Source organism: Sphingobacterium sp. UBA3549 (assembly GCF_002376635.1).
Lineage (GTDB): Bacteria > Bacteroidota > Bacteroidia > Sphingobacteriales > Sphingobacteriaceae > Sphingobacterium.
In genome coordinates, this window is record NZ_DFOE01000036.1 from 25,640 (window position 1) to 43,636 (window position 17,997).

The 17,997-nt window shown below is 43.8% G+C and carries 9 protein-coding genes; 3 read left to right on the top strand and 6 right to left on the bottom strand.

Annotation, left to right across the window (positions count from 1 at the left end; genetic code table 11):
- Window positions 1–361 precede the first annotated feature (361 nt).
- Window positions 362–1,162 carry an SMP-30/gluconolactonase/LRE family protein gene (locus tag B2W36_RS18635; protein ID WP_293883268.1) on the top strand — a complete coding sequence of 267 codons (801 nt, stop codon included), beginning with the start codon at window positions 362–364 and terminating at the stop codon, window positions 1,160–1,162.
- 438 nt (window positions 1,163–1,600) lie between these two features.
- Entirely contained in the window at window positions 1,601–1,969 is a 369-nt protein-coding gene (locus B2W36_RS18640) for a response regulator (RefSeq protein WP_293883266.1), read from the top strand.
- Between the two features lie 210 nt (window positions 1,970–2,179).
- On the opposite strand, the gene B2W36_RS18645 is transcribed toward B2W36_RS18640, so the two are convergent.
- From B2W36_RS18645 to B2W36_RS18670, 6 genes are all read right to left on the bottom strand, one after another.
- The gene (locus B2W36_RS18645; RefSeq protein WP_293889182.1) at window positions 2,180–4,624 is read right to left on the bottom strand and encodes a glycoside hydrolase family 2 TIM barrel-domain containing protein; all 2,445 of its coding nucleotides are present in this window, start codon (window positions 4,622–4,624) and stop codon (window positions 2,180–2,182) included.
- 4 nt (window positions 4,625–4,628) lie between these two features.
- Window positions 4,629–5,564: a hypothetical protein gene (locus tag B2W36_RS18650; RefSeq protein ID WP_293889184.1), complete on the bottom strand. Its 936-nt coding sequence runs from the start codon at window positions 5,562–5,564 to the stop codon at window positions 4,629–4,631.
- Window positions 5,565–5,613: 49 nt separating this feature from the next.
- Window positions 5,614–7,242 (bottom strand): RagB/SusD family nutrient uptake outer membrane protein, encoded by a 1,629-nt coding sequence (locus B2W36_RS18655; protein ID WP_293889186.1) that lies wholly within the window; start codon window positions 7,240–7,242, stop codon window positions 5,614–5,616.
- Between the two features lie 12 nt (window positions 7,243–7,254).
- Window positions 7,255–10,392, bottom strand: coding sequence for a SusC/RagA family TonB-linked outer membrane protein (locus B2W36_RS18660; protein WP_293889187.1), 3,138 nt, complete (start codon window positions 10,390–10,392; stop codon window positions 7,255–7,257).
- Window positions 10,393–10,420: 28 nt separating this feature from the next.
- Window positions 10,421–13,285, bottom strand: coding sequence for a TIM-barrel domain-containing protein (locus tag B2W36_RS18665; protein ID WP_293889188.1), 2,865 nt, complete (start codon window positions 13,283–13,285; stop codon window positions 10,421–10,423).
- Window positions 13,286–13,467: 182 nt separating this feature from the next.
- Entirely contained in the window at window positions 13,468–17,478 is a 4,011-nt protein-coding gene (locus tag B2W36_RS18670) for a two-component regulator propeller domain-containing protein (RefSeq protein ID WP_293889189.1), read from the bottom strand.
- A 209-nt stretch (window positions 17,479–17,687) separates the two neighbouring features.
- Between B2W36_RS18670 and B2W36_RS18675 the strand changes: the two genes are divergently transcribed.
- Entirely contained in the window at window positions 17,688–17,987 is a 300-nt protein-coding gene (locus tag B2W36_RS18675) for a hypothetical protein (RefSeq protein ID WP_293883247.1), read from the top strand.
- Window positions 17,988–17,997: the final 10 nt, after the last annotated feature.

The window sequence follows — 17,997 nt, forward strand, 5'->3', positions numbered from 1 at the left end:
TACCAGCGATGTTATACTTCAGTCAATGGTTATATTTAACCATATAAATAAAAATCGTTACTTTATTCAAAAAGGTTTTTCATATCGCTGCTAAAGAGACACTTTTACCAATAAATTTAAAGAATAAAAGCTATATTGTATCCGATCATTCGACCACATCAAGATATGGATTCTTTAGCAAGTATATTAATAGGACATTTCACGTTAATGGTAGAACGCTAATTGATGATAATAATTTGAAATTATAAACTTTACTATGGGACATTCAGTTAGTTATTGCAGGTACTCTCATACGTTCTTATTCATCCTTTTCATGGTAGGGGGAATAAACACAAGAGCGCAGTTATTTAATCAAGACAGCTTGAAATTAATATCTCGGGAGTTTACATTTACAGAAGGTCCTGCCGTGGATCGGGAGGGGAATATTTATTTTACTGACCAGCCAAATAACAAAATCTGGAAATACAGCACAAATGGTGATCTTTCGTTGTTTAAAGATTCTTCAGGCCGTGCAAATGGACTTTACTTTAATCATCTGAATCAACTGCTTTCATGTTCGGATGAGAAAAACGAAATTTGGTCAATCAACATGGATGGTAAGGTTACGGTCCTGCTATCAGCTGTAGATGGAAGAAAATTGAATGGTCCAAATGACCTATGGGTGGATGAAAAAGGAGGCATTTACTTTACAGACCCCTATTATCAGCGTGATTATTGGGATAGAAAGAAACCCGAGATAGCGGGGCAAAAAGTATACTACCTTCCTTTCGGAAAAGGAAAGAAGCCAATTGTGGTGGCTGATGATCTCACTAAGCCCAACGGAATAGTAGGTTCGCCTGATGGAAGATATTTGTATGTAGCAGACATTGAACGGAATAAAACGTATAGATATGTCATTGAGTCTAAAGGTAAATTAAGTAGTCAGACAGCGGTCATTGAGCAAGGTTCTGACGGACTTACCCTAGACAGCCAAGGAAATATTTACCTTACTGGAAGAGGTGTTTCTATCTATAGCCCGAAAGGTGAATTGATCGGACATATTGAGATAAATGAACCTTGGACATCGAACGTGTGTTTTGGAGGAAAAGATAGGACTGATTTATTTATTACCGCATCTACAGCAATATATTGTATTCCAATGCGCACAAAAGGAGTTAAATGAAATATCTCCAGTATCCTTAATTAAACATGTATCCATGTCGCTCAGATTCTGTTGAATTAAATCCATTTAAAAAAGTTTCCTACCGCGGTTCTTAAGAGTTAAACTACTTGAATTACCCGTGATTTATACGGTCAGCGGTATTAAAGGCATATGATTTGTAATTCTTCTGATAAGTATAATTGCCTTGTAGATACTATGCTATTATAGCCTGCTATAAGGTCGTTTATCGCCCTAATATTATAAAAGACAACGCGAATGTAAAGCAATTAAAGCAACACCTTCAACTTACACAAAAGAAATTCCCAGGCTTAGGTATTGGGTTCTATACATCCAAAGAAATCATTATGAATCATTAAGGTACATTATGGATGGAAAGGTCGGTTGATGAGGGTGCTACTTTTAATTTTACATTACCTATTATGCAAAAACAAAAAATACATGGAAGCTAAACGAATAATGATTTGTGACGATGACGAGGGAATACTTGAAGTTCTCGAGCTATATTTAGAATTGGAAGGTTATGTTGTCTTCACTGTCGCCAATAGTACCCTGTTAATTGAGCAGATAGAAATGCATTCACCTGATCTGCTCCTGCTTGACCTTTGGATGCCTTTGTTGTCTGGCGATCAGGTGATAAGCCTGATTCGCAAAAACGGTAAAATAATGGATTTGCCTATTATAGTACTTTCCGCTAGTGTTGATGGCGCCACCATAGCCAATGAAAATGGAGCAAATGGCTTTATAGCAAAACCTTTTGATCTAGATGACATTAAAGCGAATATTGATAGAATGATTAACAGGGAATAGACAAAATATATCCTCAATTCTTTTTGCGTACAGCATCTCCTGTACACCACATACTGTTCCGAATCTCCCACAAATGCTTCTAGAGCAGATTAAAAGTATTCGCGTAAATGCTGTCGCTCCAGGACCTTTATGGACGTAATTTAACGCACTGAAAGTATGATTTATGCAGACAGTGCGTTAATAGTTGTTGCTGTTAAGTTGAATTATAATTCACTCACTCATCAACACTACTTCATCAGCCAAAAGCCCCTTGCTTTTGGCTCGAAGGATGATTTTACCTTTTTCTTTGCTTTTTATCATCACCAAAGCTTTGCCGTTGAATGCCCTTCGGGCTGTTGATTGAAAACTAGTTAAGTCGGCTGTATTACCATTATCAGTGACAATAACCGTTGTGTTGGCAGAATCTGTCATAAATTCTATTTCATCAGCTGCATCCGGAACAATAGTATCATATTGATCAACAATGAAGGCCTGCACAAAGAATAGTTCATCGCTGCCGTTTTTTGCGATCGAATTTTCTGCCATTAGTTTGATTCGATATGCGCTCTCCGCAGTATGTACTGCCTTGCTGAGTACCTTCTTGTTTCCAAGGTACGATACCGCTTCGAGCTTACCAGGCTCAAATTCCACTCCTTTAAATACAAGGTCGTACCGATCTGGATCTTTGGACTGTTCTCGTATTTTTCTGTCGTTTAGATAAAGCTCTACCCGATCAGCCTGATTAAAATAGACCACCACGTCAACTCGGTCGCCTTTTTTCCAGTTCCAATGTGGTAATACATGTAAAACCGGTTTTTCTGTCCACACACTTTGATACAGGTAGTAAACATCCTTCGGAAATCCAGCTAGATCCACAATACCAAAGTACGAACTTCGCGCTGGCCAAGTGTATGGTGTGGGTTCACCGAGATAATCAAAACCCGTCCACACATACATGCCTGCAATATGGCTGTACTTCTCCATTAGCCGCAAACTCGTCTGATGGCTTGATCCCCAAGGCGTGAATACATTGTCGTAAGCTGATATGCTCCTGTCACTGTTGCCCCCATCAAAAGGAATATCCCATCTTTCAGGCCACATACGAATGGAATCGTAAGGAACCAAATCATATTTCCCGCTGCTTTCCAATGCCGAAGTACTTTCTGTTACAATAAACTTCTTTCCCGGATGATCCTGTGGGAAGCTTGCCCATTTGTGATGGTTGTAATTATAGCCAACTAAATCCACCGCCGTACTCATGAGTACGGGATTGGCTTTGGAGAGCTCATTATTGGCAATGGTGGTCGGGCGTGTGCCATCCAGGCTATCGACGATTGCGGCTAACGATATTGGAATAGCTGTACCATCAGCTTTGGAATGCCACTGCTCCTGTGCTTCATTGCCCAGACACCAGATAAACAGCGACGGATGATTCCGGTCCCGTTTGACATGATCCGAGAAGTCTCGCTTGTACCATTGGTCCCAGTATAAATGATAGTCATAGGCATTTTTACGACCTTTCCAAACATCGAATGTTTCACTCATCACGACGAAACCCAAGCTATCGCAAAGGTCCAAAAATGCTGGGGCCGAGGGATTGTGTGATGTTCGTATCCCATTCACCCCCATTGCTTTCATCATGCGGAGCTGACGTAATGCTGCAGACCGATTAAATGCCATGCCTAGTGCGCCGAGGTCACTATGTAAACAGACCCCTCGGATTTTAAGCTGTCTTCCATTCAGTATAAAGCCCTGCTGCTGATCGAATCTAAAATGGCGTAAGCCAAATTTGGTATGCTGTTCATCCAGCACCTCACCATCCACAATGAGCTGCATTTTTGCTGTATATTGATAGGGCTTTTCAATATCCCATAAGACGGGATTTTCGAGAACAATCTGCTGAGCGATGGGATGTAGACCTGCTTTGACGGCGTTCAAAGATGTACGTTTGCTTGCGATAACAGCACCTTGAGCGGAAAGGACCTCCGTCAGCAGCGTCATCTTTTTTGATTCTTTACGGCTGTGCTCAATTTCCAGGGAAAGATCCACGACAGCACGTTTCTCGCTGAGCTGCTCAGCCCTTATGAAGGTGCTGTTCGTTCCTATACTGACTGGATTCCGGCTGATTAATTTGACATCCCGATAGATACCCGAACCCGAATAGAAACGCGAATTGGGCTGATTCTTATTGTTTACTTTTACTGAAAGCAGGTTGTCCCTACCATCCCAGTATAAATAAGGGGAAAGCTCGTATTCGAATCCGATATAACCATTGGGCCGTTTCCCTAAGAAATGCCCGTTAATCCAGACTTCGCTGTTTTCGTATATACCTTCAAATGCGACAAATATCCGCTGGCCCCGCTCCGCGCTAGGCAGCTTAAAAGATTTTTGATACCAGCCTACGCCACCATCGAGGTAAGCAGCCCCGCTGCCTGCGGGACTGTTTTCTCTAAAAGGCATTTCGATGCTCCAGTCGTGCGGCAGATCGAGCTTTCGCCAGCTTTCTCCTTTTCGTCCATCGCTATATTGCTGGTTGCTATCCAGTTTAAACCACCAGCCCCCATTAAAATCAATAACCTTTCTGGACTGTCCAATCACGGAGCCCGTGAGCGTCAATAATAGCAACAATATACCTATTAATCTGCTATACCCCATGTCAAATAATTGCTTCAACATACATTTATTTGTTCATTTTGGTATTCGACCTATTTTCGGTCAGACTCTCCTTGAAGGCCTTGCTAATAAAATTAAAGGTCAGCATGGCCGCTCCATCATTCGAAAGCACCGGATCTCGCAATACCGCTAATTGCATGGTATTCTCGGTCAACGACATAATACGGACATCACCCCAGTCGACTACGATCCCATCTTGTGGTTTTCCATGTAAAGGCGAAGCCCCCGTCATACGGATGGTTTTCTTTTCAGTATCGATATTAAAAGTCCCCTTCTGTACTTTACCCAACATGGCATGATTCACATTGATGTTTGCTCCACCTTTCAGGTCAAAGGTCATACTCCCATAATCGCCTGCAGGCATCAGCCAACTATTGCCTTTCCAGTCGGGTTCCCAGCTCCAACTATCGCTGTTAAGAGGCGCAGCTGTTTCGTTGATGCTACCCCACCAGTCACCGGTGCCGTAAAAGTACAGCGGACCTTTAAAGTAACGAGAGATACCGTCAGCATCTAGATCGAGGTACCAGGTTTTCTCTTCCCCGGCCCCGCCCGTCAATAAGGTCCAGGTCTCGTCACTGATAAATTCGGCATACATCTGATCGATTTTAAATGTTACAGGTTCACCGTAGACAATCCCGCCACGGGTCTCAACACCAAATTTGACCGTGTACTCGCCCGGGAAGGGCATTTTCAGGATAACCTTTTTTTCCTGACTCCGTCCCTGCGGATGCTCCCACAAAGCGGTGTATCTGGCATCCATCAAGCTTGTCAAATACACTATATTGGGATTATTGGCATCATGTTCAACAGTAAAGGCTTTTCCCTTCTCCAACTGTGCCGATGTGACATCGATGTCCCCCAGTGTATAATTCTCCGGAGAACAGGCTCCAAAAAGTACCATCGCTACAAAGAAGCAGATGGCATATGTGAATATCTTTTTCATGTTTGTCTAGTTATAATTCAACGGGTACCAAATTCTACTAAGATTTTGTCTAGTTCCAGCCGGCATTTTGTTTCAGTACGCCATTGGAAAGAGTAATCTGCTTGTTTGGAATCTGCATAAATCCTTTCGTTGTCAGAAAACGCTCTTTAGTTACGGTGACCTTCTCCGGTACTGAACCGCTGAGGACATCTTCTGTTGTTTCCAGTGTAGCAGCAGCATTGTTTAGCCCCTGCCGCAATACATCCCAATAGCGGACACCTTCAAACGCAAATTCAAACTTTCTTTCCTTCAGAATATTATTTTTTGAAACTGATAAGGAGACAAAATTGGTCTTATAGGCTCTTTTTCGTACCTCATCAAAGTATTTCTGCGCATTTGCGGAACCGAGTTCTGCCGCCATCAACAAGACATCAGCGTAGCGGATAACAAAGTAATCCTGGTCTTGGGACAATTGCATATCCTTATCGCCACCTGTATTGCTGGTACCGTCCGGCAATGCTGTGGGGGCGTATTTTTTTATAGTGTACCCTGTATACTCACGCTGATCTTTCAGGTCAAATCCCGTAATCTTCTCGCCATCAATATCAATAATTGAAGCAGTCTTGCGCGTATCCGTGTTGTCAAACTCATTGAAGAATTTTTTGCTTACCGTACATGCACCCCATCCCTGGCCATAAGGCGACCAATTTTTACCACGTAGGCCCAGAAAGACGACCCAGCGATTGCCATCAACATAACCGTTGTAATTCGATGTATTGTTGAATTTCTGTGCAAATACCACCTCAACATTCCCCTTACCGGCATATTTGGAGATGTCTAGCGTATTATTGCTTGCATTCGGAATATAACTGGCTGCCGGCCACAGATTTTTGAAATCGGCCACCAGCGCATACTGACCACTGCTAATGATCTCTTCTAAGCCTGCAAGGGCTTCGGCTTTGGAGATACCGATATCTTCCTTTCCATAATAACCGGAATAAAATAGATAGACACGGGCCAATAGTGCTTTTGCAGCAAAGGGAGTTGCCCGGCCATCATTGGTTGCCGCAGCTGATTTGGGGTAAGCTGTGGCTGGGATATTGGTTGCCGCAAACTTAAGGTTGGAAACAATCAGCTGATAAATCGCTTTGGGGTCCGACTGCGGGATATTCTCATTGGTTGGGCTTGTAAGCAGAGGTATGTTTTCGAATAGGCGGACGAGATCAAAATACATGGTGGCCCGCAGGAATTTCGTTTCTCCTTCAATACGTGCCCGTGCAGTTGTATTGCCCGAAAAATCAGTACCGTCCAATTTTCCCAACAGCGTATTACACCTAAAAATTCCAGCATAGTAATCCGACCAGGTGCCGTCAAAGATATTGTTGTCCGATTGGGACTGCGCAATATCAAAACGGTCTATTGCCTGAAATGAGCGACCGTCTGTTGTACCTGTTCCGCCAAAACAATTGTCTGCAGCCACCTCTGCTGTCAGATAGAAAGACTGGCTCCCATTGGAGGTCGTCCGTTGATAACCATCGTAACAACCAACCAGCGCCATGTCAGCATCGGCGACGGTTTTATAAAAATTGCTTTCCAAAACGCTTGTCATCGGTTCGACATCCAAAAAACTAGATGAACACGATCCTAAAATTAAGGACCCAAATAACATGGAATGATAGATATAGCTCGTTTTTTTCATGATTTCTTGTGTTTAGAATTTAACATTTAGGCCAAATAATACCGTTCTTGGTCTTGGATAGTAGCCGAGGTCGATACCCGATACCCAACCATCTGTTCCATAGCCGATCTCGGGATCCATCCCATCATATTTGGTGAACGTGAACAGATTTTGACCTTGTACGTAGAACCGGATCTGATTAGCATACTTCCATTTGATCAGCTTCGACAGATCATAACCAAAGGTCACATTGCTGATCCGAAGAAAGTCTCCATCCTGAATATAAAGGTCTGAAAACTGCCAATTGACATTAGTTTCCGTAACACGGGGGATCTTACTGGAAGTACCTTCTCCGGTCCATCGGTCTAATATTCGTGTGGTATAGTTTGCTTGTTTATTGGCATGATTGCGGTAAGACTGTACAATTTTGTTTCCAAGGGAACCGTAGGCATTCACCGAGAAATCAAATCCTTTATAATCCAGTCCAATATTAAATCCATAGGTAAAATTAGGCATGCCAACACCTAGATTTGTCTTATCCGAGGCATTGATAATACCATCGTTATTCTGATCTACATATTTCACATCGCCCGGTTTTACATCCGCTTGAAGGATACCTTTTCCGGCTGTTTTCCAGGCGTCGATCTCGGCTTGGTTCTGGAATAGACCGTCTGTTTTATACCCCCAGAAGTAGCCAATGGGTAGGCCGTTTGCGGCGCGGTAAAATTCTTCCGAGTTATCGTATAACATGGCTGTCTGTCCGTGGATAATACCATCTTCAGTTGGTATCTGTCCCACCTTATTTTTGTTATAGGCACCATTTACCCCAAGACGATACTTGACTTCATTGATCTTATCCGCCCAATTTAGTCCCAGTTCCACCCCTGTATTCTTCACGTCACCGCCATTGATAAAAGGGGGCAACGTTCCAGTTGTCGCCAAAACAGGCGCTGTAACCAGCCAGTTTTTCGTCTTTTTGACATAAAAGTCGGCAACAACATCCAGACGGCTGTTCGCAAATTTGGCATCAAATCCGATATTGGTCTGTTCGGAAGTTTCCCAGGTCAGATTCGGATTGGATAAGCGGCTCGGATAGGCCCCAGCGATATTATTGTTGCTCGTTCCAAAAACATAATGTGCGCCGGGGTTGGACGATGTAATGCCAGTTGAGGTACTGATGGGTGCCGCATATTGAAAATCAGCAATATCCTGGTTACCAACTTGTCCCCATGAAGCACGGAGTTTAAAGAAGTTTACAGCCGCTAAATGCTCTTTAAAAAACTCTTCAGAAGAAATTACCCAGCCCGCCGATACCGAAGGGAAATATCCCCAGCGGTTGCTACGCGAAAATTTAGAGGATCCATCGGCACGCAATGTAGCATTCAAGAGGTACTTTTCCTTATAGTTATAGCCCAGGCGTCCAAAATACGAGACCCTGCGGGTGATGTTCTCTGGTTTTCCAGACACCGTACGCGTTTCGACGACATTACCTTTTTCATCCAGGTGTGCCTGGCCTGTGGTATTGTCCAAATAGGCATGTGCAAAATCGTTGAACTGCGAAAGCAGATTCCAGTTGGCCCCCGAAAGGTAAGTTCCCTGGTAACGTAGCGACTCCATACCGACCATGGCCGAAAAACGGTGATCCGTGTGAATATCAAAGTCATAGGAAGCGGTATTTGTCCAGGTCAGCGTATGACCTTTGCTCATGTTCTGCGAGGTGGTTGTATGATCTTGGTTGTAGGTGTAGATGGAGAAGCGATATAAGGGCGTAAAACTTCTGTATTCTGAAGCATAATAGTTGAACCCCAGCAGTGAGCGGACCTTTAAGCCTTTAATCGGTTCGATCTCTGCAAATACATCGGCCAGTAATTTTTGACCATCATTGGCGTTGTTCGAATTGGTCATCATCACCCCATATGGATTGCTGTCCCCATTGTACCAGGGCGAATTGGAGGTATCATTGAAAGGACTTCCGTACAAGCCATTGTCCGAATACACCGGTGACAAGGGCGAAGTAGCAAAAGCACCACGCAGCGTATTACTGTACTGATTGCCGACACTGATGCCTCGATTCTTAATGTAGTTAAAGTTGAGGTGTTGACCTATTTTCACAAAGTTATCAAAAAGTTTATGCTCCGAGTTCGTCCGGAAACCATAACGCTGATAGTTGGAAACGTCCTTACCACCCACAATTCCCTCCTGACCAATATAGTTCATGGATAAAGCGTAGGTGGATTTCTCATTCCCACCGGTCAGGCCAAAATTGTAATTGTCCGTTTTTGCATTATCCTTGAACATGTAATCCATCCAATTGGTATTGGCCAAACCTTCCATGCTGTTAAAATCAATCAGCGCGGCTCCCGAATTCAGTGATTGCTCATTCATGATTAGCTTGTACTGATCTGCATCCAGTAATTTCGCTTTACGCGAAACATTCTGAATGCCTGTATAGCCATCAAACGATAGCACATTTTTACCCGCTGCCCCCATTTTGGTAGTGACCAGGACCACTCCGTTTGCCGCTTGCGACCCATAGATGGCAGCCGAAGCAGCGTCTTTAAGTACGTCGATAGATTGGATATCGGCCGCATTCAAGACCGAAATATCTCCTCCTGGGACACCATCAATGACATACAAAGGACCTGAGTTACCGATTGTCCCCAGTCCGCGGACGACGACTTTCATATCTGCTCCCGGCTGACCCGAAGTTGATGTAATGGATACACCCGGTGCTTGCCCCTGAAGCGACTGCAGCGGGTTCAGCTGATTGCGTTTCTGCAGTTCTTCACCCTCAACTTTCAAATTGGCTCCTGTATTCAATTTTTTCTTCTGTACACCGTAGCCAATGACCACCACTTCTTCAAGATCAGAAGCTTGCGGCTGCAGGCGGATTACCATATTGGGGCCGGTAACTTTAACTTCCTCTGTTCTATACCCCACGTAGGTAATGGTCAATACTGTCCCTGTGCTGGCCTTCAGTGAAAACCTGCCCGATTCATCACTGCTGGTTGAAATCTTCTGATTCTTTATGCTAATACTCGCTCCCACGATTGGCAAGCCTGAATCAGCCGAAACAACCGATCCGGTGAAGGATTGTGCCCAGACCAGAGAGGTCACGCCGGTCATGACCACGACGGCCACGCCCCTGCTCAACAATTGTTTGCTTATCATATGTCTTGATTTATAAATTGGTTTTTTATTATTTTAATTTGATCTGCAAGGCTTTTCCTGTATAGGTTATAGCCGTTGATTTTTTTGACGAAACATCCAGTCCGACGACGTTGCTTTCGCTGACAAAAATGATATTAAACTTTCTTTTGGTCAGCATACCCTCGAAATCCCCCTGACGGCTGGCCAAAGAAAGTGTGTGTGTCGAGTTATCATAGCTGAAATCAATACGGCTGTATTTTCCTTTTTCATAATTATAGTTGCTCCCTTCATCTTCATAGAGTGAAAACTGACCGTTTGCTCCGGCATAAATATAAAGATCCAGCACATCTGCCTTTTTCTCCGTCGTATACTGCATGACAGGTCCAATGGGTACTATTGCTCCGGCTCTGACATAAACAGGGATACGTTCGTATGGTGCTGCCACAACCAGATCCTGCCCGCCTGCTACCATCTTGCCACTGTATAAATCATACCAGCTGGCTCCTTTCGGGAAGTGTATCTTGCGTGAGGTCGCTCCTTTTTCAGTGACTGGACTGATGAGCAAGGATGGTCCCCAAAGGTATTGGTCGTTGCTCTGGAATCCATCTTTGTCCTGCGGGAAATCCATGGCAAGTCCACGTATCATCGAATAGTCTTCGAAAAAGGTCTTTGCCGCCAGACTGTAATTGTAGGCCAGTAATTTATACCGTAGATTGATCGCATAGGTCATGCTTTTATAGGCCGGATGATCTTCCGGTGCGATATTGTATGGCTCGCGATACGGATATTGTCCATGCGCCCTGAACAAGGGCAAGAATGCGCCATATTGATACCAGCGGCTATTGAGCTCCCGCCACTCCTCCAAATCTGCCGCATTGGGTTTGTGAAACCTATTTTCCACCAAAAAGCCACCGGCATCCATTGTCCAATAAGGTGTACCGGACATCGAGAAATTGATCCCCCCGGCAATCTGATCTTTCATGTCATGCCATCTGGAAGCGATATCTCCGCTCCAGGCAGCCGCGGCATAGCGCTGCTGACCCGCAAAAAAGGAGCGCGTCAGAATAAATACCCGTTTGTTGGGATCCGTTTCACGCTGACCCTCATAGATGCCCTTGGCATTTTGCAAAGGGAACGCATTATAATAGCGAACAGATGATCCTATACTCGGCTGAAAAACCGACTTGCGTTCATCCAGATCGATATTGGAGTGAACATCAGGTTCGCTGGCATCCATCCACCAGGCATCGATCCCGATTTTGAAAAGGTTGTTGTCCAGCAACTTCCAGAACCCATCGCGTGCTGCTTTGTTGAAAGGATCATAAAAGGTCGAAGTATAACCTTTTCCGATCCAGTCTTTTCTGCCATCATAGATATTCCGGGGATAAATCCATTTGTTCGCTTTAAATTCTTGGTATACGGAAGACTCTTCGTTGATTTTGGGCCAGGCCGAGATCATGATGTTAAAGTGTTGATCATGCAGCTTCTTCACCATAGCCTGCGGATCTGGAAAACGCTTTACATCAAATTTCTGACTGCCCCAATCATTTTCGGACCAGTAAGACCAATCTTGCACAATATTGTCGATCGGAATCCTGCGTTTACGAAACTCAGCTGCAACCTCTTCGATTTCCGCCTGCGTCTTGTAGCGTTCTCTGCTCTGCCAAAATCCAAAGCTCCAAATCGGCATAATCGGTGCCTTGCCCGACAAGTGGCGATAGCCAGCAATAACCTCATCCATGGATTCACCCTGAACAAAGTAATAGTCAATGGCATCTCCGGCTTCCGAATTAAAGGAAAATAAGTTTTTACGCGCTTCCGGAATGGGGCTTTGCCAGTTTAAGGTAAAATAAGATTCACCCCCATCCGGGATCCATTCCATCCGGATCTGGTAAGTTTTATCTTTCTGCATGTCCCTTTCTATTTCAAAGGTGCCTGCATTCCAGGATTGCCGCCAGCGGTCGGCGACCTGCTCGCCATCAATCCAGACTTTCATATAACCCGAATATTTAAAATGCAGCACATGTTTGCCTGTGTAGGACGAAGAGAAACTTCCCGCATAGATGACCTTGCTGTCGGCCAGATTTACTCCCTTTGGAAACTTGTGCTGATCCGTTAGATAGCCATAATCGATGATCGATTCCGGCCGGGATAAATAGACCTCGTTGGCCTTGTTTCGATTTACATAGGTTGCAGTGAGCCAACCTGGTTCACCTTCTTTTGACAGTAGTTTAAAAGCATTTAAGGGCAATAATGGTCTCACATCGCCCGCTTTTGTAATGGAGTAATTGTGCCATAAGATACCATAGTTATTGGTAGACAGTAAAAAGGGAATTCCGATTTCTGTATTGTACTGCAGCAGCGAAACCTGTTTTCCGCGGTTATAGTTCATCACACCATTCTGATGCTGACCCAGTCCATAGATTCCTTCCTCAGCATCGACAATAAAGTCTTGGTTAAGGTGATAAAATGCATCACCCTGATAACTATTAGCTAAGAAAGAACTTGAATTTCGTTTTGCTTCTTTAAAGATCGATCGTCCCTTCAGGTCAAAAAACTCAACCTTGCCACTCACCAAAGAAACGACAGCCTGCATATTGGCTGTTTTTAAATTTACGGTGGAGTCGGTCGAGCTTACTGCTAAAGATTTCACTTGTCGACGCAGTGAATCGACGATCACTAAGCTTGTTTGTCCTGGTAAGGCTGCACCAGCCGGAACAGCCGTGACACGCACGATCTTATCGGTCACGACATCCAAATAGACATCCTGATCAATGGAGGTTTCCGAATTTTTGAAGCTAACTTTAATACCAGTAGGTGTTTTTTCATAATGAGCTTTATTCGTCTGGCTGAATCCCTGCTGCACGATCGCGAAGAGCATCAGACCACTTAAAGCGTACGTTAAGTTGCGCATTTAAATAAGATTTATTGGTTATTATATTCCCTTGGTTATTACACGTCCTTTCCTATTGAAAGAACTGATCAAATATAGAATGTAACCGGTTGTATAAGGGGTATATTTTGTTAACTTTTAGGGGCTCCTTTGTTAACATGTAAGGGATCATTTGAAGGTACAATAAACTTCAAACCTATGAATTACAGGTTTTTTCGGTAAAAAGACGGTAGGTTTCCAAATGCAGATTTAAAATATTTGCTGAACTGTTTCGGATTTCCGAATCCCGCTTCATAAGCAATTTCAGCTATCGATAATTTCGAGTTCTGAACTAAATGCATAGCACGTTTGAGCCGGATATGCCGGATGTATTCCATCGGCGAATAACCCGTGATGGCAAGCACCTTTTTATAAAGGCCTACGCGGGTGATGTTCATTCTTTTGGCAAGCAGTTCGACAGAAAGCGAAGAGTCACTGAGATCCTGTTCAATTTCCTTTACCAGCGCACGGATAAACTGTTCATCAGCAGATGCGACATCGGGCTGCGCCAGATTGACATAAATCTTTTTTTTATACCGTTTTACCATCGTCTGCTGCTGATTAAGTATCTGCGCTAATTTGGAACGCAGCAGGTTAATATTAAAAGGCTTGTTGATGTAATCTGTAGCACCGGACTGCAAGGCTTCCAGTTCAATTTTCTGATTGACTACCGCCGTTACAATCAGCACAGGGATATGGACCAGCTTAGTCTGGGCTTTTATATAGCGGCAAAAATCCAACCCACTCTCCCCGGGCAGGCTGAGATCGGTGATGACAAGATCAACTTGTTGCTTGCTTAAAATTAATTTAGCCTCATTGACACCTTTTGCAGAGTAGATTACGTAAGTTAACTTTAAGATCCGCTCCAGGTAATGAAGAAAGTCAATATCATCTTCGACCAATAAAATAGTGGGTTTATCCTGTTTATTGCTTTCGACAGAGTCAGTGCTCGCTGCGACCTTATTTAAAGGTAGTTGAACATAAAATATCGTCCATTGCCCATTGCTGCTCAGCCTGATATTTCCACCCAAGAATTCTACATAGTCTTTGACAATGGAGAGCCCGATGCCCGTACCCTGATTTAGTTTTCCATTTGGCACATCCAGCTGTATGTAACGTTCAAAAACACGGGACTGTAGATTTTCTGGAATCGCTGTACCCTGGTTTTGAACTTCAATAAGCAGTACCTTTCCTGCTTCTTGTTCAGTTATTTCGGCATTGAATGCCACAATGCCGGCTATCGGACTAAATTTGATCGCATTCGACATCAGATTGAAAATAATGCTTTCCAGTTTGTTTTTGTCGAACCACGCCGGGTATGTGTCTTGGGCAATATTGACCTGTAGGGAGATTTGATTGCTTTGGGCCATTCCGGCAAAGGCATTGAGCTGTTCATGGATAAATCCCATGAGATCCCCATATTCCTCGCTCAGTTCCAGTTCACTTTTCTCTAATTTCCTAAAGTCCAGCAGCTGGTTAACCAGTTTGAGGAGGCGGTCCGCATTCTTCTTGATCAAATTTAGGTCAGCTTTTTTTTCTGGATGCTGTTCTTCCTCCAGCAACTGTTGTGCTGGAGTTAGGATCAAGCTGATCGGAGTCCTGAATTCATGGCTTATATTGGTAAAGAAACGTGTTTTTAAAGCATCCAGCTCCTTTGCCTGGGCTGCCTGCTCCTGGGCAAGGTAAAGTTGATTACGCGTCTTGACACGCAGTTTTGTCAAATAAAAATAAGCCCATAGGACGACTAGTATCATACAGGCATAAAAAAGAAAGGCCCAGGTAGAACGCCAAAAAGGCGGCTGTACATCGATTTTCAAGAGCAGTACACCCTCCGACCAGCTATTCGTATCGATGGCATGCCGAATAAATAAGCTGTAGCTGCGGGTGTCTAGATTGGTGAAATTGGCGCGCATGGTCCCCGGTTCAAAATCAAACCATTCATCACTTAGACCGGCGAGCTGATATTGGTAGAGTCCATTATGCTGTTGCAGGTAATCAAAAGTCGAGAATTCCAGCGAAATGGCATTTAGATTGTACGGAAGACTCAGTTCCTTGAGATTATTCAGGGCTTGATCGTAAATGACCCGACCCGAAAATTCCTCGCCTACTGCTACCCGCTTATTAAATAAATAAAGGTTGGACAAAAGGGGTAAGACCAGTTCACTTTCGCTGCTAATTTTTGTAGGGTCGATAAAATTGAATCCCTTTGGTCCACCAAAGACAAGTCTTCCGTCCTGAATTTTTAAAGCGGCATTTTCATTGAATACATTCCCCTGGAGGCCCGATTCCTGTGTAAAATTGCGAATGATGAATTTCTCGGCCTGCCCCTTGCCGACGATCGCTGACAGTCCTTTGTTTGTTGAAGCCCAAATATCCCCTTGGTTATCGACCAATAGTGCCAGGATCGCATCGTCGCTGAGCCCATCCTGCTGTGTGAGACAGCTTATTTTCGTCCCGTCGATTACATGCAATCCCTCTTGTGTCGCTATCCAGATGCGACCGGTTTTGTCCTCCTTGATATCATAAATCAGATCATTCATGAGTTTCATAGGAGAACTGGAGGTATTAATATAGCTGATCCTACCGTCGGGACCCAATAATTCCAACCCCGTAGCTGTGCCAATCCAGAGCCTTTTTTTCGAATCCTCAAATAAGACGGAGATATAATTGCTGTTGATGGTTTGGCCCTGCCGAGAATACGTTTTCGAAAACTGTTCTGTTTTTCTATCAAACAGGTACAAGCCGGAACTTAGGGTTCCTATCCAAAACCGATGTTGACTATCTTCATAGATCTCCCAAACACTATCGTCGTTCAATTTTCCAGGTGCCGGGTCACGATGGAAAACTTTAAAACTTTTGCCGTCGAATCGACACATACCACCTCGATAAGTTCCGATCCACAGCCTGTCTTCTGTATCCAGCAATAAGGAAACAATTACGTTGGAACTCAAACTATTGGGATCCCGAGGATCATGCAAATATTGCTTAAATGTTTTCTGACTGATATCATAATAGAGCAATCCCCCACCGTTTGTCCCGATCCAGAGATTGCCCCTGCGATCCTGTACAAACTTATTGACATCGTCAAAGGGAAGTGATCTGGGAAGCCCCAGATAGTTCTTGATTAAGGAGAATAACAACAGGTTGGGATGATAATAACTGATGCCACCTTTATAGGTTCCTGTCCATATAATGCCTGACTTATCCCGATATAAGCACGTTATACTATTGTAAGGCAGACTCCGTAAGTCATATTTATCATTGCCGATGATTTCGACACTTTTCGTTTTCTTATCGTAGACATTGATGCCACCATGGTCTGTGCCCAGCCAGAGAAGTCCTTTGTCGTCTTCCACGATATTGCCTACAAAGGGGTTGGACAGTTCTTTTTGAATATGCCGAATTACCCCGTCTTTCGGGTCAAGCCAGTATACCCCAATGGGGATATCCTTTGAGAATATCCATATGACGCCATCTTGATCGGCAAATAGATTATAATTTACCGTTTTATTAATGAGCGGCAATAAACTGGTTTTGATACTTTGCAGCGACTTTGTATCGATATAGCCAAGGAGGCCATTTTCGTAGATTACGCAGATCGTTTGCCCTTGCCCCGCTATCACATCCGCAATTCGGCTGCTTTTGGTCAGCTGCGGCACAGTACGGTACGTTTTGGTTAGGGCGTCGTACAGGACCAGCGAACGATCGCTATACAATAGTGCAAAGGTCTGCTCTTCAAGCGGCCTTATCGTGTGTACGTCTTTGACGGGCAGCTTCAAGCTGGTGAGTATAGAATCCAGGTGCTGGCGGATAATGCCTGAGCGCTGATCATACACATTCATCCCGTTGTTGGTACGGATCCAGACATTGCCTTCCGGTCCTTCGAAGATTGCTGAAATCACATTTCCACTCAGGCCTGTGTGCTTACTGGCAGAATATCGGAAATTTGTGAATTGTACCCCATCAAATCGGCTCAAGCCCGACTCGGTACCAAACCACAGGTAATTATTCTTATCTCTAATGGCACAGTTGACGTGATTATGAACCAAGCCTTGGTCAGAAGTTAAGGTTTTAAACGCATAAGTATTGACCTGGCTCCAAGCCGAAAAATGACCTATGAAAAGGAGAAGAAAAAGGTTGAGATACGCGTATAAAAAAGACTTAAGTTGCTGCATTGGTTATGATCTTCCCAATGATACAAAAATTGAGCAAATCCAGCAAATCTGCTGTACGATTTCAGGTGTATACCTCCTACATTGACTCATTTGTATGGTTTAAGAGGAGATCATGTCAATCTAGATGTGTCATCTCTGGTAACATCAATTTAAAGTTTTTTGAACAATTTGAACTGAGGAACTGTTCAACTAATAAAAAAATCAGAGCAATGAATACACGAATTGGATTAATGATCACAGCAGCAGCGGGTGTTGCTGCATTTATTTACAGCCGTTGGAAAAGACGATTTGTAAATATCAATACGGAGAAAGACCATCAACACGAAAAGAGCAATCTATTCTATCCACCTAAATGGCACAATCAAATCAAAAACCTTCCAGACATAGATGCTGCAGATATTGTTTCGTTGCAGTATGCTAATTCATCCATATCTTCCAACAGTAATGAGGTTGCACAAAGCCTCGCTAAACATGTGCCCTACCACCAAAGAGGGAAAAGGCATCACTAGGAGGATTACA

Bases quoted from the DNA above. Each gene is read 5' to 3' on its own strand.
- B2W36_RS18640 (WP_293883266.1), top strand. From the start codon at position 1,601: ATGGAAGCTAAACGAATAATGATTTGTGACGATGACGAGGGAATACTT.
- B2W36_RS18645 (WP_293889182.1), bottom strand. From the start codon at position 4,624: ATGTTGAAGCAATTATTTGACATGGGGTATAGCAGATTAATAGGTATA.
- B2W36_RS18650 (WP_293889184.1), bottom strand. From the start codon at position 5,564: ATGAAAAAGATATTCACATATGCCATCTGCTTCTTTGTAGCGATGGTA.
- B2W36_RS18655 (WP_293889186.1), bottom strand. From the start codon at position 7,242: ATGAAAAAAACGAGCTATATCTATCATTCCATGTTATTTGGGTCCTTA.
- B2W36_RS18660 (WP_293889187.1), bottom strand. From the start codon at position 10,392: ATGATAAGCAAACAATTGTTGAGCAGGGGCGTGGCCGTCGTGGTCATG.
- B2W36_RS18665 (WP_293889188.1), bottom strand. From the start codon at position 13,285: ATGCGCAACTTAACGTACGCTTTAAGTGGTCTGATGCTCTTCGCGATC.
- B2W36_RS18670 (WP_293889189.1), bottom strand. From the start codon at position 17,478: ATGCAGCAACTTAAGTCTTTTTTATACGCGTATCTCAACCTTTTTCTT.
- B2W36_RS18675 (WP_293883247.1), top strand. From the start codon at position 17,688: ATGAATACACGAATTGGATTAATGATCACAGCAGCAGCGGGTGTTGCT.